The organism is Allochromatium warmingii (assembly GCF_900107145.1).
GTDB lineage: Bacteria > Pseudomonadota > Gammaproteobacteria > Chromatiales > Chromatiaceae > Thermochromatium > Thermochromatium warmingii.
On sequence record NZ_FNOW01000021.1, the window covers coordinates 13189 to 27725 of the forward strand.

18 protein-coding genes are annotated in these 14537 nt (G+C 51.7%); 8 read left to right on the forward strand and 10 right to left on the reverse strand.

The annotated features are described in order from the left end of the window. The first annotated feature begins 60 nt into the window (after window positions 1-60). From BLW10_RS07825 to BLW10_RS07835, 3 genes are all read left to right on the forward strand, one after another. On the forward strand, window positions 61-360 hold the full coding sequence (locus tag BLW10_RS07825) for a hypothetical protein (protein ID WP_091333735.1): 300 nt from the start codon (window positions 61-63) through the stop codon (window positions 358-360). Window positions 361-438: 78 nt separating this feature from the next. Beyond that, window positions 439-897 carry a hypothetical protein gene (locus BLW10_RS07830; protein ID WP_091333674.1) on the forward strand — a complete coding sequence of 153 codons (459 nt, stop codon included), beginning with the start codon at window positions 439-441 and terminating at the stop codon, window positions 895-897. A 71-nt stretch (window positions 898-968) separates the two neighbouring features. Beyond that, window positions 969-1463 carry a bacteriohemerythrin gene (locus tag BLW10_RS07835; protein WP_091333676.1) on the forward strand — a complete coding sequence of 165 codons (495 nt, stop codon included), beginning with the start codon at window positions 969-971 and terminating at the stop codon, window positions 1461-1463. 29 nt (window positions 1464-1492) lie between these two features. Here BLW10_RS07835 and tadA read toward each other — a convergent pair whose 3' ends face one another. The 4 genes from tadA to BLW10_RS07855 all read right to left on the reverse strand — a co-directional run bounded on the left by tadA (window position 1493) and on the right by BLW10_RS07855 (window position 4541). Continuing rightward, window positions 1493-1978 (reverse strand): tRNA adenosine(34) deaminase TadA, encoded by a 486-nt coding sequence (gene tadA / locus BLW10_RS07840; RefSeq protein WP_091333736.1) that lies wholly within the window; start codon window positions 1976-1978, stop codon window positions 1493-1495. Window positions 1979-2012: 34 nt separating this feature from the next. Beyond that, window positions 2013-3404, reverse strand: coding sequence for an APC family permease (locus BLW10_RS07845; RefSeq protein WP_091333678.1), 1392 nt, complete (start codon window positions 3402-3404; stop codon window positions 2013-2015). A 98-nt stretch (window positions 3405-3502) separates the two neighbouring features. Then, a complete protein-coding gene (locus BLW10_RS07850) occupies window positions 3503-3895 on the reverse strand; it encodes a thiol-disulfide oxidoreductase DCC family protein (protein WP_091333680.1) in 393 nt (130 codons plus the stop codon). 181 nt (window positions 3896-4076) lie between these two features. After that, entirely contained in the window at window positions 4077-4541 is a 465-nt protein-coding gene (locus BLW10_RS07855; RefSeq protein WP_091333682.1) for an Hsp20 family protein, read from the reverse strand. A gap of 267 nt (window positions 4542-4808) precedes the next feature. Between BLW10_RS07855 and BLW10_RS07860 the strand changes: the two genes are divergently transcribed. From BLW10_RS07860 to BLW10_RS07870, 3 genes are all read left to right on the forward strand, one after another. After that, a complete protein-coding gene (locus BLW10_RS07860) occupies window positions 4809-5042 on the forward strand; it encodes an ATP-binding protein (protein ID WP_143117033.1) in 234 nt (77 codons plus the stop codon). A gap of 159 nt (window positions 5043-5201) precedes the next feature. Then, window positions 5202-6323 (forward strand): carboxynorspermidine decarboxylase, encoded by a 1122-nt coding sequence (nspC, locus tag BLW10_RS07865; protein WP_177169018.1) that lies wholly within the window; start codon window positions 5202-5204, stop codon window positions 6321-6323. Between the two features lie 21 nt (window positions 6324-6344). Next, window positions 6345-7685, forward strand: a complete 1341-nt coding sequence (locus BLW10_RS07870) for a saccharopine dehydrogenase family protein (RefSeq protein WP_091333686.1) — start codon at window positions 6345-6347, stop codon at window positions 7683-7685. On the opposite strand, the gene BLW10_RS07875 is transcribed toward BLW10_RS07870, so the two are convergent. After that, window positions 7686-7922: a hypothetical protein gene (locus BLW10_RS07875; protein ID WP_091333688.1), complete on the reverse strand. Its 237-nt coding sequence runs from the start codon at window positions 7920-7922 to the stop codon at window positions 7686-7688. A 1-nt stretch (window position 7923) separates the two neighbouring features. Between BLW10_RS07875 and BLW10_RS07880 the strand changes: the two genes are divergently transcribed. Beyond that, window positions 7924-10176, forward strand: a complete 2253-nt coding sequence (locus BLW10_RS07880; RefSeq protein ID WP_091333690.1) for an arginine/lysine/ornithine decarboxylase — start codon at window positions 7924-7926, stop codon at window positions 10174-10176. Here the strand turns inward: BLW10_RS07880 and xthA are convergent. Next, entirely contained in the window at window positions 10163-10945 is a 783-nt protein-coding gene (gene xthA, locus BLW10_RS07885; protein ID WP_425425897.1) for an exodeoxyribonuclease III, read from the reverse strand. The genes BLW10_RS07880 and xthA overlap by 14 nt on opposite strands. A gap of 139 nt (window positions 10946-11084) precedes the next feature. Here xthA and BLW10_RS07890 point away from each other — a divergent pair, with 139 nt between their 5' ends. Then, window positions 11085-11576: a methyltransferase family protein gene (locus BLW10_RS07890; RefSeq protein WP_091333694.1), complete on the forward strand. Its 492-nt coding sequence runs from the start codon at window positions 11085-11087 to the stop codon at window positions 11574-11576. Window positions 11577-11781: 205 nt separating this feature from the next. On the opposite strand, the gene BLW10_RS07895 is transcribed toward BLW10_RS07890, so the two are convergent. Genes BLW10_RS07895 through BLW10_RS07910 form a run of 4 tightly spaced genes read right to left on the reverse strand, consistent with a single transcriptional unit; the run spans window position 11782 to window position 14533 of the window. After that, entirely contained in the window at window positions 11782-12063 is a 282-nt protein-coding gene (locus tag BLW10_RS07895) for an RnfH family protein (RefSeq protein WP_091333696.1), read from the reverse strand. Window positions 12064-12085: 22 nt separating this feature from the next. Continuing rightward, window positions 12086-12796 carry an electron transport complex subunit E gene (locus BLW10_RS07900; RefSeq protein WP_091333740.1) on the reverse strand — a complete coding sequence of 237 codons (711 nt, stop codon included), beginning with the start codon at window positions 12794-12796 and terminating at the stop codon, window positions 12086-12088. Beyond that, a complete protein-coding gene (gene rsxG, locus BLW10_RS07905) occupies window positions 12780-13445 on the reverse strand; it encodes an electron transport complex subunit RsxG (RefSeq protein WP_091333698.1) in 666 nt (221 codons plus the stop codon). Before rsxG ends, BLW10_RS07900 begins: the two co-directional genes overlap by 17 nt. Then, a complete protein-coding gene (locus BLW10_RS07910; protein WP_091333700.1) occupies window positions 13442-14533 on the reverse strand; it encodes an RnfABCDGE type electron transport complex subunit D in 1092 nt (363 codons plus the stop codon). The genes rsxG and BLW10_RS07910 overlap by 4 nt, the downstream gene beginning before the upstream one ends. Window positions 14534-14537: the final 4 nt, after the last annotated feature.

Consider the following 14537-nt stretch of genomic DNA (forward strand, 5'->3'; position numbering starts at 1 on the left):
CGTGATCGCTATACACGCCCAATTTTCAACGCCGAACCGACACGCAAACGAGCACGCGCCATGAAGCAAAAAGTGTATGAGGGCATACAGAACCAAGCACAGCCCATGACCCCAACCGCCAACATCATCCGCGATGCGTGGGTATTCGGGATCCTCCCCGAAACAGAAACCTGCGAAGGCTGGACGATTCAGGGCATCGACGCCCTTTATGACAAAGTAACCGCCGCTTGGGAACCCTACGGCCATCTGGTCTCCCGCCTGCCGCCCGACCTGCGCGAACGCCATGCCCGCATTTACACCGCTGCCGTCACCCACGCCCGCGCCAACGGCTGGAATCCTGAACTCGACGATACCGACTGATTCAATTCAGCGCGTCGTCTTTTTCCGATTTCCGACACCATTCGCTCCGCCCATCGGAGCGCCCGAGGTCGCGCAGCCATGTCCAGCTATGTCGTGCGGGAAACCTTTTTTCGTCCCACCACCGAACACGCCCGCGAACAGCGCACGTTGCCGGCCGCGCTGTACAACACGATTCGTCAGTTGCTGCACCATGCCGACGGCGCAAGTGTTTTTGTGCCGATTCGTTCGATGCAATATCTCGCCGTGATCGACGCTGAAGAGATCATTTTCGTCGATGCACTCGGCGGTTATGCCTATCACGACGGCGAGGGTGGCCGGTTAATTCGGCTGGCGTGGCGACCGTTTATCGGACGCGATTCGCTCTGCGACCCCGTTTCTTGCGAGATGGTCTACTATTTCTCAGGTCTGCAAGCCGTACAGGCGCGTTTGCTGTCTGAAATCGGCCCGGTTCTCAATCACGTCAAACACCAACAGGCAACGCAACAATCGCCTGCCAGCACCGTGCGAATCTTGCCTTTCAAACCGCGTTCGATTTAATACCACGCGGTCTTGCGAATCGAAATAACGACCCAAGCGAACCAGCTAGAGTTCGTATAACCGGAGGATTTATGACGAAATTACTCACTTGGCATGACGAATGGTCATTAGACATTGAAACGCTTGATCAGGATCACCGCGACCTGATTGAGCAGCTCGGCAGTATTTGCCTGCGTTTTTGCCCCGAAGCATCATCTGGACGTGCGGGCGATGCTAATGCATTGCTCGATGCACTGACGCAATTAGGCGAATCAATGCGCGAACATTTTCAGCGCGAAGAAGCATTTATGCGGTCATTTGATTATGCCAACATTGGCGAACATCAAAGCGAACACGCCGTGCTAATGGCTGAATTTACAACACTTGTGCGTGAATGGCGTGAAGACGGGCTAACAATTTTTGATGAAGCCAGTCAGGGGATTATTCGTGATTGGCTATTGGCGCATATTTTAGGTGCAGATCGGCATTTTGCTGAAACCTATTTCACGCTATTCAGTCGTGATGTGCCGAAACGTTTAGAAATGATGCGCTGGTATCAAGCGAGCTATCGCACGCAGCGGCGCTAATTATTGCTGCGCGGCGCGTGTTTGACTGTTTAAGTCATTGACGAACGCCCGCGCCGCGCCCGAAAAAATGCTCTGAGCACATCCCCGCATACCTCAGCGAGCAGACCGCCGCGCACCTCTGTGCGGTGGTTAAAGCGCCCATCCGATGGCAACAAATCAAAGACACTGCCACAGGCACCGGCTTTCGGATCTGGTGCGCCATAGATCACCTGCGCGACTCGTGCCTGCACGATAGCTCCGGCGCACATCACGCAGGGTTCGAGCGTGACATAGAGTATCGAGCCGGGCAGACGATAATTACCGACACGCTGCCCGGCGGCGCGTAGTGCTTGAATCTCGGCATGGGCGCTCGGATCGTGTTCGGCGATGGGTCGATTCCAGCCCTCGCCAAGCACCGTATCATCCCGCACCAACACGGCGCCGACTGGAACTTCGCCCGCCTCAGCCGCTCGCTGCGCCAGCGCTAGGGCGTAGTGCATCCAATGGGCATCTGGGGTTGTGAATACGGCGGTCATATACATTCAATAGAAAAACGGCAGAGCAATCGCGCTACTTCTCCACTGCATTCAAAGCACTATGCTGCCGCGAATACGCAAAATAAATCACAAAGCCCAACGCCAACCACAACCCAAATCGCAGCCAAGTTACAAGCGGCAAATTCAACATCAAATACAGACACGCCAGTGCCCCAAGCAACGGAATCAGTGGCGACCAAGGCGTTTTGAACGGGCGGGGTAAATCAGGATGTTTTGCACGTAAAATAATAACCCCAACACAGACTAGAAAAAAGGCCGCAAGCGTGCCGATATTGACTAATTCGGCGACCTCACCAATTGGTGTTAGACCGGCAACTGCTGCCATCAATAGCCCACTGGCGGCAATAATCCGAATTGGCGTACCGGTGCGCGAATTAACCCGCGCAAACACTGGCGGCAATAAGCCATCGCGTGACATGGCCAAAAATACCCGCGTCAAACCGTAATACAGCACCAGCATCACGGTCGTTAATCCAGCAATCGCACCTGCTGCTACCAGCCCCGCCGCCCAGGGATAACCCAGCCGCAGCATAACATCCGCTACAGGTGAACCAACATTCAGACTCGGATAAGCAACAACGGCTGTGAGTAATCCGGCAACTAAAATATAAATAACCGTACAGACTGCTAACGAAACTAAAATCCCAATCGGTAAATCACGTTGCGGATGACGCGCCTCTTCAGCCGCTGTCGAGACGGCATCAAATCCAACATAAGCAAAAAAGATCAGTGCCGCACCACCCATGACGCCACTCCAGCCAAACGGCATGAAAGGACTCCAATTTGCTGGTTGAACATGCGAGGCTGCGACGACAATAAAAATCGTAATCGCAATCAGCTTTACAACCACCATAATCGCATTAAAGCGTGCGCTTTCACGTACCCCAAGGCTTAATAATCCAGCCAATAGCAAAACAATCAGTGCCGCTGGTAAATTAATGATGCCGCCTTCGAGTGGCCCGTGCGTTAATGGCGTTGGTAATGATAGCCCGATTGCGGTTAGGGCATTATTGACATACCCTGACCAGCCAATCGCAACCGCTGAGGTTGCAACACCATATTCGAGAATTAAATCCCAGCCGATAATCCAAGCAACAATTTCGCCTAATCCGGCATAGCTGTAGCCATAGGCGCTCCCACATCCGCCCACTGATGCAGCTAATTCCGCATACGCCAATGCACTAAAAGCACAGGCTGTACCTGCAATTAAATACGATAGAATAATTGCTGGCCCGGCTTGGGTTGCGGCGGCGACTCCGGTTAATACGAAGATTCCAGCGCCGATAATTGCCCCAATTCCAAGTAATGTGAGGTCTAACGGGCCGAGCATCCGGCGTAGTTCACTGGTTGGGGCGGCATGGCCAGCGTTGATGACTTTGGTTCGCAATAGTGTGGAAAAATTCAAGGAACCGGCTCCGTTATGGTGTATTCAATCACGCTGACCAGTCTAAAATGCTTTCGGCAAAAAATCGATAACAGTTGCTGTTTAAGCACAGAAAGTGTCTAGCGACGCGGCCCCATCTGGCAAACACCCTCGCGGCAACGCTGACGCCAGCGCCGCCGCGCAAACCAGACATAGCCGTGTTCGAGCAGGCCAACAAGTCGTAATTGCTGCACCAATCGCGCCAAGCGCCACCAGCCCGGCAAGGCTAACCACAGTCTTACAAAGGCCGCTGCTCCTGTCAAAACGTGTTCGTCATCGAGCACATGAAACCGCTGCATCACTTGCTCAATAGTCAGATTAAACGGAAGCGTCGGTCTTGGATCGGCGGCAATATCGATCCATTGAATTGGCTGGCGTGGATGTAGGCGTTGATAATGCGCGATTTCAGGGCGGCAGAGTGGACAGCCACCATCATACAGGACACGCAATAGAGTAGGGGTTGCGGTATTCATAGTGAGGTGAGTGCAGCATTCGGCGAGTTGAATCCCGATAAATCGGGCAGGATCGCAACGAATACAAGACTGCTGCACACACAAAAAAGGCCGAGGAGCAAGGCCTCGGCCGATTTGACGCAAGAACGCATGATGCGCTGAATGCGCTCACTCGCTTAACGCATCATGCGCCAACCGCATATTAGGCTGCTGCTTTAACTGCCGCATGTTCAATTGCTGGTGCAGCAGCGGCAGCGCGAATTTCAATGCGCCGTGGTTTCATTGCTTCGGGCACTTCGCGCACCAAATCAATATGCAGCAAGCCATTTTCTAAATGCGCTTCTTCGACCTTCACATAATCGGCTAATTGGAAGCGACGCTCAAAAGCGCGATTCGCAATTCCGCGATAGAGGAAATTCCCCTCACTCTCAGCGACTTGACGCTGGCCGGTCACAGTGAGCAGATTTTCTTTCGCTTCAATGCTCAAGTCCGCTTCGGTAAAACCAGCTACGGCGAGCGTGATGCGATAACGATTGTCGTCGATTAATTCGACATTATAGGGCGGATAACCACCCGACTCAGTGCGATAGGCTGTTTCCAGCGCATTAGCCAGACGATCAAAGCCAATCATTGAACGGAATAGCGGTGAGAAGTCAAGCGTAGACATGACATATCCTCCAGATTGAGCAATATGAATTAACCTATGGCGTTCGTATGAACCACCAGTCGAGCAATCCCCAGATGGGCAATTGCTGACATGAAAAAATATAGGACATGCTTGGCACTCTGTCAAGGGGAGTGCTAACAACACGCGACGTAAGAGAAATAGCGCACCACGTCTGGCCGACAAGCGCCTATACTAAAAGTGTCCGACGTGGCGGCGGGTCGCTGGCCAGCCACGATTCCAAATTATTCACATAACGGAGAAGTCGAGATGAACGCTTCATTAGCTGATGTGCTGGTTCATATCGATCAAAATTTATCCGCCGAGCAACGCGCTCAAGTCGAGGCGTCACTGCGCCAAATCGAGGGCGTGGTGAGCGTCGCCAATCATGACGAGCGCCCACATTTGACGCTGATTGCTTATCGGCCCGATCTCACCACCAGCGCCGCGCTGTTGGCCTGTGTCAAGGCGGCTGGCGTTTCGGCGGAACTCGTCGGCCTCTAATTTATTGCAACACGTCACGGCCTGTCGCCGCGTTAGCTGCCAGCGACGCGGCTGATCGGTCATCAAAACGTCATAGCGCATCATTAGAGTAGCTGGTGCGCTACAATTCCCCGCCACGCCCGCCTACATCCCCATCCGGCTTCTATCCATTGTTAAATTATGAGTGCTGTTGCTGTGACCGAATTTGCTACACCCTATTATTTGATCGACGAATCGCGGCTCAAGCATAATCTGGAAATTATCCAGCGCGTGCGCGAGCAGTCGGGCGCTAAATCCGTATTGGCACTCAAATGCTTCTCGACTTGGTGCGTATTCGAGCTGATGCGTCAGTATTTAGATGGCACCACCAGCAGTTCGCTCTATGAAGCGCAGCTCGGTTATGAAGAATTTGGTGGCGAAACTCATGCTTATAGTGTTGGTTTTTCACGCGCTGATATATTAGCGGTACGGGAATTTGCCGACAAGCTGATTTTTAATTCAATTTCGCAATTTCAACACTTTCAAGCAGATGTGACCGGCTTAAATATCGGTCTGCGCGTTAATCCAGGAATCAGTTATTCTAATTTTGATCTTGCCGATCCGGCGCGACGCTATTCGCGGCTCGGTGTCAGCGACCGTGCGGCGCTCGCCGAAGTCGCACCCATGCTCAAAGGCTTAATGTTCCATTTCAATTGCGAAAATCCAGATGTCGAAAATATCCGCGCTGCATTAGCAACAATTAGGCGCGAGTATGGTGAATTATTACATCGCATGGACTGGATCAGTCTTGGCGGCGGGTTATCATTTACCCAGACGGGTTATCCGCTCAATACATTTTGTGATCTATTGCGTGAGTTTAGCCAAGCATTCGCCATTCAAATTTATTTAGAGCCGGGCGAAGCGGCTATCACGCAGAGCACAGAATTAGTCACTTCGGTGCTTGATGTTGTACACAACGAAATTGATATTGCCATTATTGACGCCTCGCTCGAAGCGCATATGCTCGACCATCTGATTTATCGGACGACACCGCGTTTGAATCATCCAGCCTCTGGCGAACATCGCATGATGATTGCCGGTCGCACCTGTTTAGCTGGCGATGTATTCGGCGATTTCCAGCTTGCCGCGCCGCTGCAAATCGGTGATGAAGTACGCATTGCGGATGCCGGTGGGTATACGATGGTTAAGGTCAATTGGTTTAATGGCGTCGCCATGCCAGCAATTGTTGTGCGGCGGCTTGATGGTCGATTGGAGTGCGTGCGCACCTTTGGCTATAATGATTTTAAACGCAGTCTGTCCTGAGTAAATCTTAAAGGAAAACCCATGAAGAAAAATGTGCTTATTATTGGCGCGGGTGGCGTCGCGCATGTCGCTGCGCATAAAGCAGCCATGAATAATGATGTGCTAGGCGATATTTGCATTGCCTCACGCACGCAATCGAAATGCGATGACATCATCGCCAGCATCCAGCGCAAAGGGCATCTCAAAGATTCATCAAAACAGCTCTATTCGCGCCAAATCAACGCGCTTGATATTCCAGCGACAGTCAAGCTGATTCAAGAAACCAACTCTGAGATTGTGATTAATCTCGGTCAGGCTTTTTTGAATATGTCGATTCTGGAAGCCTGCATTGAAGCTGGTGTTGCCTATATCGACACCGCAATTCACGAAGATCCAGATAAAGTCTGCGAAACGCCACCTTGGTATGCAAACTACGAATGGAAGCGTAAAGATCGGTGCGCTGAAAAAGGTATAACAGCAATTCTCGGCGCGGGTTTTGATCCGGGCGTTGTGAATGCCTATTGCGCACTCGCGGTCAAACGCTACTTTGACAAAATCGAGACGATTGATATTCTCGATGTTAATGCTGGCAGTCACGGTAAATATTTTGCGACTAACTTTGATCCCGAGATCAATTTCCGCGAATTTATTAAGGTCTGGACTTGGATTGACCGTCAGTGGAAAGAATACCCAACGCATTCCGTCAAGCGCGTTTGGGATTTTCCAGTTACTGGCCCCTGTCCGGTTTATCTCAATGGTCATGACGAATTGCACTCACTGTCGAAAAATATCGATGCAGATAGCATTCGTTTCTGGATGGGTTTTGGTGATCACTACATCAATGTCTTTACCGTTCTGCGCACACTGGGATTCCTCAATCACTTGCCGGTTAAATTAAGTGATGGTCAGGAAGTTGTGCCACTCAAAGTTGTTAAAGCATTGCTGCCTGATCCTATGACGCTTGCGCCGAATTATACTGGCAATACCTGCATCGGTAATTTCGTCAAGGGTATGAAAGACGGGAAACCGCGTGAAGTATTTATTTATCAGGTTTCCGATCATAAAGCCGCCTACGAAGAAGTTGAATCACAGGGTATCAGCTATACCGCTGGCGTGCCGCCGGTTGCTGCTGCAATGCTGATTGCTGATGGTACTTGGGACTCACGCACAATGGTCAATGTCGAGGAATTAGATCCCGAGCCGTTTATTGCGATTCTCGACCGCATTGGTTTACCAACTGAGGTGAAAGAAATTGAACCAGGCAGTGCCGCATCATTTAATGGCACAGTGCGTGATCTAGCTATTGAATTAGCTGAATCGACTGCAACCGTGACGGTTTCGGCAGCAAACCCAATGATCGCTGTTGCGCCCAAACCGCGTTAATCAGCATGCAGCGACCAACTTTCCGGCTCTCACGCTGAAGCGTGGGGCTGGATTTATTTTTTGAACCACAAAGGCGCAAAGCACCCAAAGTATTTTTAATTTTTTGTGTAAAAAACGCGCTTTCTGATTAACAGCGCCCGCTTCATTATTCAGAAAAAACAAAAAATCTTTGTGTGCTTTGCGCCTTTGCGGTTCAAATTTAAAAAAAGCTATTTTCTCAACATGAGGAGAGCGCACGATGCGTTTCCGTTTTCCAGTCGTCATTATTGACGAAGACTTCCGCTCCGAAAACGCGAGTGGTCTTGGCATTCGTGCGCTCGCCAAAGCAATTGAGAGTGAAGGATTAGAGGTGCTTGGTGTCACCAGTTATGGCGATTTAACCTCATTCGCCCAACAGCAAAGCCGTGCATCCTGCTTTATTCTCTCAATTGACGACGAAGAATTTGGCAGTGGCTCACCTGAAGAAGCCTTTGAAGCACTTGCAACCTTGCGAGCATTTGTAAAAGAAGTGCGGCTACGCAATGAAGATATTCCGATTTTTCTCTATGGCGAGACGCGCACCTCGCGCCATATTCCAAATGATGTCCTCAAAGAGCTACATGGCTTTATTCACATGTTTGAGGATACACCGGAATTTATTGCCCGCTATGTTGTACGCGAAGCGCGGGTATATCTTGATAGTCTTGCGCCGCCGTTTTTTCGCGCACTTACGCATTATGCGTCTGATAGCTCCTATTCTTGGCACTGTCCGGGACATTCGGGCGGCGTGGCGTTTCTCAAAAGTCCTGTCGGGCAAATGTTTCATCAATTCTTCGGCGAAAATATGTTACGCGCCGATGTCTGCAATGCGGTTGATGAATTGGGACAATTGCTCGATCATTCTGGCCCGGTAGCCGCTTCAGAGCGCAATGCGGCACGCATTTTTAATTGCGACCATCTGTTTTTTGTCACAAATGGCACTTCAACCTCAAATAAAATCGTCTGGCATTCAACGGTTGCGCCGGATGATATTGTTGTCGTAGATCGTAATTGTCACAAATCGATTCTGCACGCAATTATTATGACCGGTGCCATTCCGGTATTCTTGATGCCAACTCGGAATCATTATGGAATTATCGGCCCAATTCCACTAGATGAATTTAAGCCGGAAAATATCCAGCGCAAAATCGCCGCTAATCCCTTCGCAACTGGTAATCAAAGTAAACCGCGTGTCTTGACGATTACCCAAAGCACCTATGATGGGGTGCTATACAATGTTGATACAATTAAATCGTTACTTGACGGCGAAATTCATACGCTTCTGTTTGATGAAGCTTGGTTGCCGCACGCTTCATTTCACGATTTTTATACTGGAATGCACGCAATTGGCAAAGATCGCCCGCGTTGTCATGAATCAATGGTCTTTGCGACCCAATCAACGCATAAATTACTTGCTGGTTTATCGCAAGCCTCACAAATATTAGTGCAAGAATCAGATAAGCGCACGCTAGATCGAGATAGTTTTATTGAAGCCTATCTCATGCACTCTTCAACCAGTCCGCAATATGCCATTATTGCCTCGTGTGATGTCGCGGCTGCGATGATGGAGCCACCCGGCGGAACTGCATTAGTCCATGAATCGATTTTAGAAGCACTCGATTTTCGACGTGCAATGCGCAAGGTTGACGCCGAATTTGGCGAAGACTGGTGGTTTAAAGTATGGGGGCCGGATTATTTGGCTGAAGAGGGTATCGGCGAGCGCGATGATTGGATTTTACACGCTGACGATCATTGGCATGGCTTTGGCGATCTCGCGCCCGGCTTTAATATGCTTGACCCAATTAAGGCGACAGTGATTACGCCCGGGTTAAATGTAGATGGCGAATTTTCGGCATCTGGTATTCCAGCGGCGATTGTTACTAAATATCTCGCCGAGCATGGCATTGTGGTCGAAAAAACTGGTCTGTATTCATTCTTTATCATGTTTACCATCGGTATCACCAAAGGCCGTTGGAATACCATGGTCACGGAACTTCAGCAGTTCAAACACGATTATGACCGCAATCAACCGTTATGGCGCGTACTGCCTGAATTTATCCAAGCGCATCCGCGTTATGAAAAGATTGGTCTGCGTGATTTATGCGATGAAATTCACGGTATTTATAAAGCAAATGATGTAGCACGCTTAACAACGGATATGTATTTATCCGATATCGTGCCAGCAATGAAGCCAGCCGTTGCTTTTGCTAAAATGGCGCACCGTGAAATTGAACGGGTTAAAATTGATGATCTGGAGGGACGGGTAACAAGCGTGCTGCTGACACCTTACCCGCCTGGGATTCCACTGCTTATTCCTGGCGAACGGTTTAATGCAACTATTGTGCGCTATTTACAATTTGCCCGTGAATTTAATACGCGCTTTCCTGGCTTTGAGACCGATATTCATGGTCTCGTTAAAGATGATATAGCGGGTGAGGTGAGCTATTTTGTTGATTGCGTCAAGCCGTTATAAGTGCCGGAAGATCAAAATTGATCCATACCGGACAATGGTCAGAAGGTTTATCGAGCGCCCGAATTGCATAATCAATGCCGATATCGAGTAGCCGTTCGCGCAATGGCGCTGAAATCAACATATGATCGATGCGCAGCCCGTGTTTAGGTTCGCGCTCAAATCCACGCGAGCGATAATCGAACCAACTAAAGCGGTCAGCTGTTTCGGGATATTGAGCGCGGTAGGCATCGATTAGCCCCCAGTCGAGCAGTGCCTGAAACCATGCGCGTTCTTCGGGCAAAAACGCGCATTTACCACTGCGTAGCCAGCGTTTTGCATTGTCTGCGCCGATGCCAATATCTAAATCAAGCGGTGCAACGTTCAGATCACCGAGCAGCACGAGGTTTTGATTTGGATTAAATGCGGTGCGCAAATAATCGAGCAACTCAGTATAAAACCGCTGCTTGGCGGGGAATTTAAGCGGATGATCACGGCCTTCACCCTGCGGAAAATAGCCGTTAATAACCGTGATGTCATTACCATCGGCTAACCGATACTGTCCGAGAATTAACCGGCGTTGCGCATCGGCGGCATCATTTGGTAAGCCTTTAATGACCTGATGCGGTGCGCATTTACTCAGAAGCGCCACTCCATAATGACCTTTTTGACCGTGAATCTGTGCGTCATAGCCTAGCCCGTGCGCCCAATCAAGCGGAAATTGTTCATCGGCGACTTTGGATTCTTGCAGGGCAAGAATATCGGGATCATGCTCGACTTTAAGTGCTTCGATTTGATGCGGACGGGCGCGAACGCCGTTGATATTAAATGAAATGATTTTGAGCACGCGAACGCTCCAGAAAATTAGGTGTCTATAGGCGGATCATTTGATATCAATCGACCCAAACGGGTCAAGTATTGGAGTGTTTTGTATGTCATTGTTACAAGCGTTTAAAGGACATCGCGGCGAATATTTGGTTGCGCTGCAATTCGTGTTGTTCTTTGCTTTTATTATTGCGCCAAACTGGAATCCATTGGCAACGCCTGCTGTACTCGCGGCGTTAGAGCCAGTGCGTTGGGCGGCGCTTGGTGCGCTAGGGTTGGTTTCAATCGCATTCGGTGCATTCGGGATGTTGCACATCCGCGATTATCTCACGCCCTTACCCTATCCAGTCGATCATAGCCAATTAGTCAAACATGGCGTCTATGCGTGGGTGCGTCATCCGCTCTATAGTAGTCAGCTTTTAGCGGCGCTAGGTTGGACGCTGTATAGCTTGAGTCTGCCGCATTTGATGATTTTAATAATTGGCTTTATCTTTTTTGATTACAAAGCGCGTAAAGAAGAAGCTTGGTTGACTGAACGTCATCCTGAATATGCTGATTATGCGCGAAGCGTGCATAAATTTGTACCTTGGATTTATTAGCGCAGCGTTATCTTTGATAAGGGCGGCAGTTCTTAGAAGCGCAGTCAATTAAAGTTTCAGCTATCTTGCTAAACAATTTGAACAGTTTCTTTGAACTGGCTTTTTTTCTGCGCAATCACTATAGTTTTGACGTGACTGCTCATAGGCTATGGTTGGTTATTCTGCCCATCGGCATAGTAACCAAGTGCTTTATGGTCGCAACCTCTCAATCCTCCTCTTCCCCAGTCTGCCGATCACGCCGCTCGACAGTTTCAGGATCAACCGTAATCGGGCGGTAGATTTCCACGCGGTCGCCATCGGTGAGCGGCGTATCAAGGCGGCTGAGTTTGCCAAAAATCCCGACCTTGTTCACGTTGAGGTCGATTTCGGGGAAACGTTCGAGCAATCCCGACCGCTCAACTGCCTCGCGCAGTGTACTGCCTTCGGGCACGTCGAGTTTGAGCCAAGTCTGTTTGAATTTGTCTGCATAGGCGACACCGACGAGCATGGTTTGTGTCCTCTAAAAAAGATCAGGCCGGCGTGGTCGGGTCAGTCGTCGCGGTGCGCCGCTGTTGCGCCGCGTGGATCCGCGCATCAATCACGCGCTTGCCCGCGAGTAACAATCCAAGTGCTAAAAACCCGCCCGGCGGCAGAATTGACACCAAAAAGCCGCGATAATCGGGAATCAGGTGCAGTTCAAGAAATCCCATCGCTGGCCCCAGCAGCAGCGATGCGCCAGCAAACAGGGTGCCGCTGCCGATGATTTCGCGCATCCCGCCGAGCACCACCAGCATCAGCGTAAAGCCCAGCCCCATCATCAAACCGTCGAAGGCTGAGGCGAGCACGGTGTTTTTTGAGGCGAAGGATTCGGCGCGGCCCAAAATCGCACAGTTGACGACAATCAGCGCGATAAATAAGCCCAAAACTTTATGTAATTCATGGGCATAGGCGTTGAGTCCGAGATCAACCAACGTGACCAGGGTTGCAATCAGGACGATATAAACCGGAATCCGCACCTCGGGCGCGATCAGATGCCGAATCGCCGCCACCAGCATGTTCGACACGGTGAGCACGGCGGTCGTCGCCAAGCCCATGCCGAGACCATTGGTAGCGGTTCCGGTCACGGCCAGCGTCGGGCAGAGCGCGAGCAGTTGGCCGAGAATCACATTGTTTGACCATAGACCGTCACGGGCAATCCGGCCCCATTGAATCAGCGGCTGGCGATTAGTGGGCGTTGTCATCATGGCCTCCGGATGCTTCGGATTCGGTAGTCGGTGCGATCAATAGGGCGCGATTAGCAGCGAAAAAGTCTAATCCGCCTTTAAGCGCCTTGACCACAGCGCGTGGCGTGATGGTGGCCCCACTGAACTGATCGAAGTCGCCGCCGTCTTTCTTGACCGCCCAGCGTTCGGGCGGCGGATGGCCCAGTGACAAGCCGTTAAATGCCAGAATCCAATCGGCTTTTGCCACTTCGATCTTGTCACCTAAGCCCGGTGTTTCTTTATGCGCCAGCACACGAGCACCAAGAATGCGTCCGTCGGTGTCCAGCCCGAGCAGCACGTCGATGTCGCCAGCATAACCGCGTCCGGTGACCTGAAATGCCAGTGCCCTGACCTGTCCCGCGACCAGCGCCCGATACACAGGAATCGCCGTGCCGTCGGCATCTGGCAGCGTCAACATATTGGCCAGCAAGTCATTGTCGTGCAGGGTCGGCGGGATCACCTGCGCTAACGAAGCGTTCATATCTTCAGCATGACGTTGGGCGATGGGAGCGCGGGTCACCCGATCCGCCACCACCAGCAGGCTGGCCGCCAACGCGACCGTGCCGCCGAGCAAGAGGCTTTGATAAGCGACGCTCTGGCGTTGCTTCAGCACCGCAAGCAGATTCATCGGCGTGTCTCCGTGTCGCTGGCGTATTCGAGTGGCTGGCCGCGCCGGTCGCGTCCGTAGATGCGCGGCTTGACATAATGGTCGATCAATGGGGCGCAAGCGTTCATCAACAGCACCGCGAAGGCGACGCCCTCGGGATAGCCGGCCCAGGTGCGGATGACATAAATCAACACGCCACATCCGGCCCCAAAGATCAACTGACCGCGTGCCGACACTGGCGAAGTCACCGGATCGGTGGCAATGAAAAAGGCACCGAGTAGGGTCGCGCCGGACACCAGATGATAGAGCGGGCCAGCATAGTGCGCCGGATCGAGCAGGTGCATCAGCGTCGCCAGCACCGCGATACTGCCCAATAGGGACACGGGAATGTGCCAAGTAATCACGCGCCGATAGAGCAAAAACAGGCCACCACACAGCAGCAACAGCGCCGAGGTTTCGCCCAGACTGCCGGCGACCGTGCCAGCGGCGCTCGCCAGCGGCGTGTATAGCTCCGGCAGAATAGTCGTCAGGGTCTCGCCTTGCCCCAATGCCATGCGCACTTGACCGAGCACTGTGGCCCCACTGAACGCATCAAAGCCCTGACCGCCGAAGGTGATGGCGAGACTGTCAACCGGCCCGGGCGCAGCGGCTGAAAACAGCGGTGTCGGTGTCACAAAGCGCGTCATCTCGACCGGAAAGGCGATCAATAGGGCCACTCGCGCCACCATCGCCGGATTAAACAGATTCTGTCCAACCCCGCCGAAGATCTGCTTGGCAATCACAATCGCCAACAGCCCGCCGACCACGCCAATCCACCAGGGTGCCCAGGGCGGCAGTGTCATCGCTAACAACCAGCCAGTGAGCAGCGCGGTGCCGTCGCTCAAATCCGGCTTGATGGGTTTGCCCGCGATAAACAGACTGATAATCTCGGCCAGCAGCGCCCCAACGATGGTGGCCAAAAACAGCCAGATCGCTGGCCAGCCGAACTGCCAGAGTCCAAACAGGGTCGCCGGTAGCAGCGCCAGCATCACCAAGCCCATCGTGCGCGGGATGCTGACCTGATCGTGAGCAAAGGGGCCACACTGGGCGGCGGGGGTCTCGATGCGCATACTG

Bases quoted from the DNA above. Each gene is read 5' to 3' on its own strand.
- BLW10_RS07870 (WP_091333686.1), top strand. From the start codon at position 6,345: ATGAAGAAAAATGTGCTTATTATTGGCGCGGGTGGCGTCGCGCATGTC.
- BLW10_RS07825 (WP_091333735.1), top strand. From the start codon at position 61: ATGAAGCAAAAAGTGTATGAGGGCATACAGAACCAAGCACAGCCCATG.
- BLW10_RS07850 (WP_091333680.1), bottom strand. From the start codon at position 3,895: ATGAATACCGCAACCCCTACTCTATTGCGTGTCCTGTATGATGGTGGC.
- BLW10_RS07900 (WP_091333740.1), bottom strand. From the start codon at position 12,796: ATGACAACGCCCACTAATCGCCAGCCGCTGATTCAATGGGGCCGGATT.
- BLW10_RS07890 (WP_091333694.1), top strand. From the start codon at position 11,085: ATGTCATTGTTACAAGCGTTTAAAGGACATCGCGGCGAATATTTGGTT.
- BLW10_RS07855 (WP_091333682.1), bottom strand. From the start codon at position 4,541: ATGTCTACGCTTGACTTCTCACCGCTATTCCGTTCAATGATTGGCTTT.
- BLW10_RS07910 (WP_091333700.1), bottom strand. From the start codon at position 14,533: ATGCGCATCGAGACCCCCGCCGCCCAGTGTGGCCCCTTTGCTCACGAT.
- nspC (WP_177169018.1), top strand. From the start codon at position 5,202: ATGAGTGCTGTTGCTGTGACCGAATTTGCTACACCCTATTATTTGATC.
- rsxG (WP_091333698.1), bottom strand. From the start codon at position 13,445: ATGAATCTGCTTGCGGTGCTGAAGCAACGCCAGAGCGTCGCTTATCAA.
- BLW10_RS07835 (WP_091333676.1), top strand. From the start codon at position 969: ATGACGAAATTACTCACTTGGCATGACGAATGGTCATTAGACATTGAA.
- BLW10_RS07895 (WP_091333696.1), bottom strand. From the start codon at position 12,063: ATGCTCGTCGGTGTCGCCTATGCAGACAAATTCAAACAGACTTGGCTC.
- BLW10_RS07830 (WP_091333674.1), top strand. From the start codon at position 439: ATGTCCAGCTATGTCGTGCGGGAAACCTTTTTTCGTCCCACCACCGAA.
- BLW10_RS07880 (WP_091333690.1), top strand. From the start codon at position 7,924: ATGCGTTTCCGTTTTCCAGTCGTCATTATTGACGAAGACTTCCGCTCC.
- tadA (WP_091333736.1), bottom strand. From the start codon at position 1,978: ATGACCGCCGTATTCACAACCCCAGATGCCCATTGGATGCACTACGCC.
- BLW10_RS07860 (WP_143117033.1), top strand. From the start codon at position 4,809: ATGAACGCTTCATTAGCTGATGTGCTGGTTCATATCGATCAAAATTTA.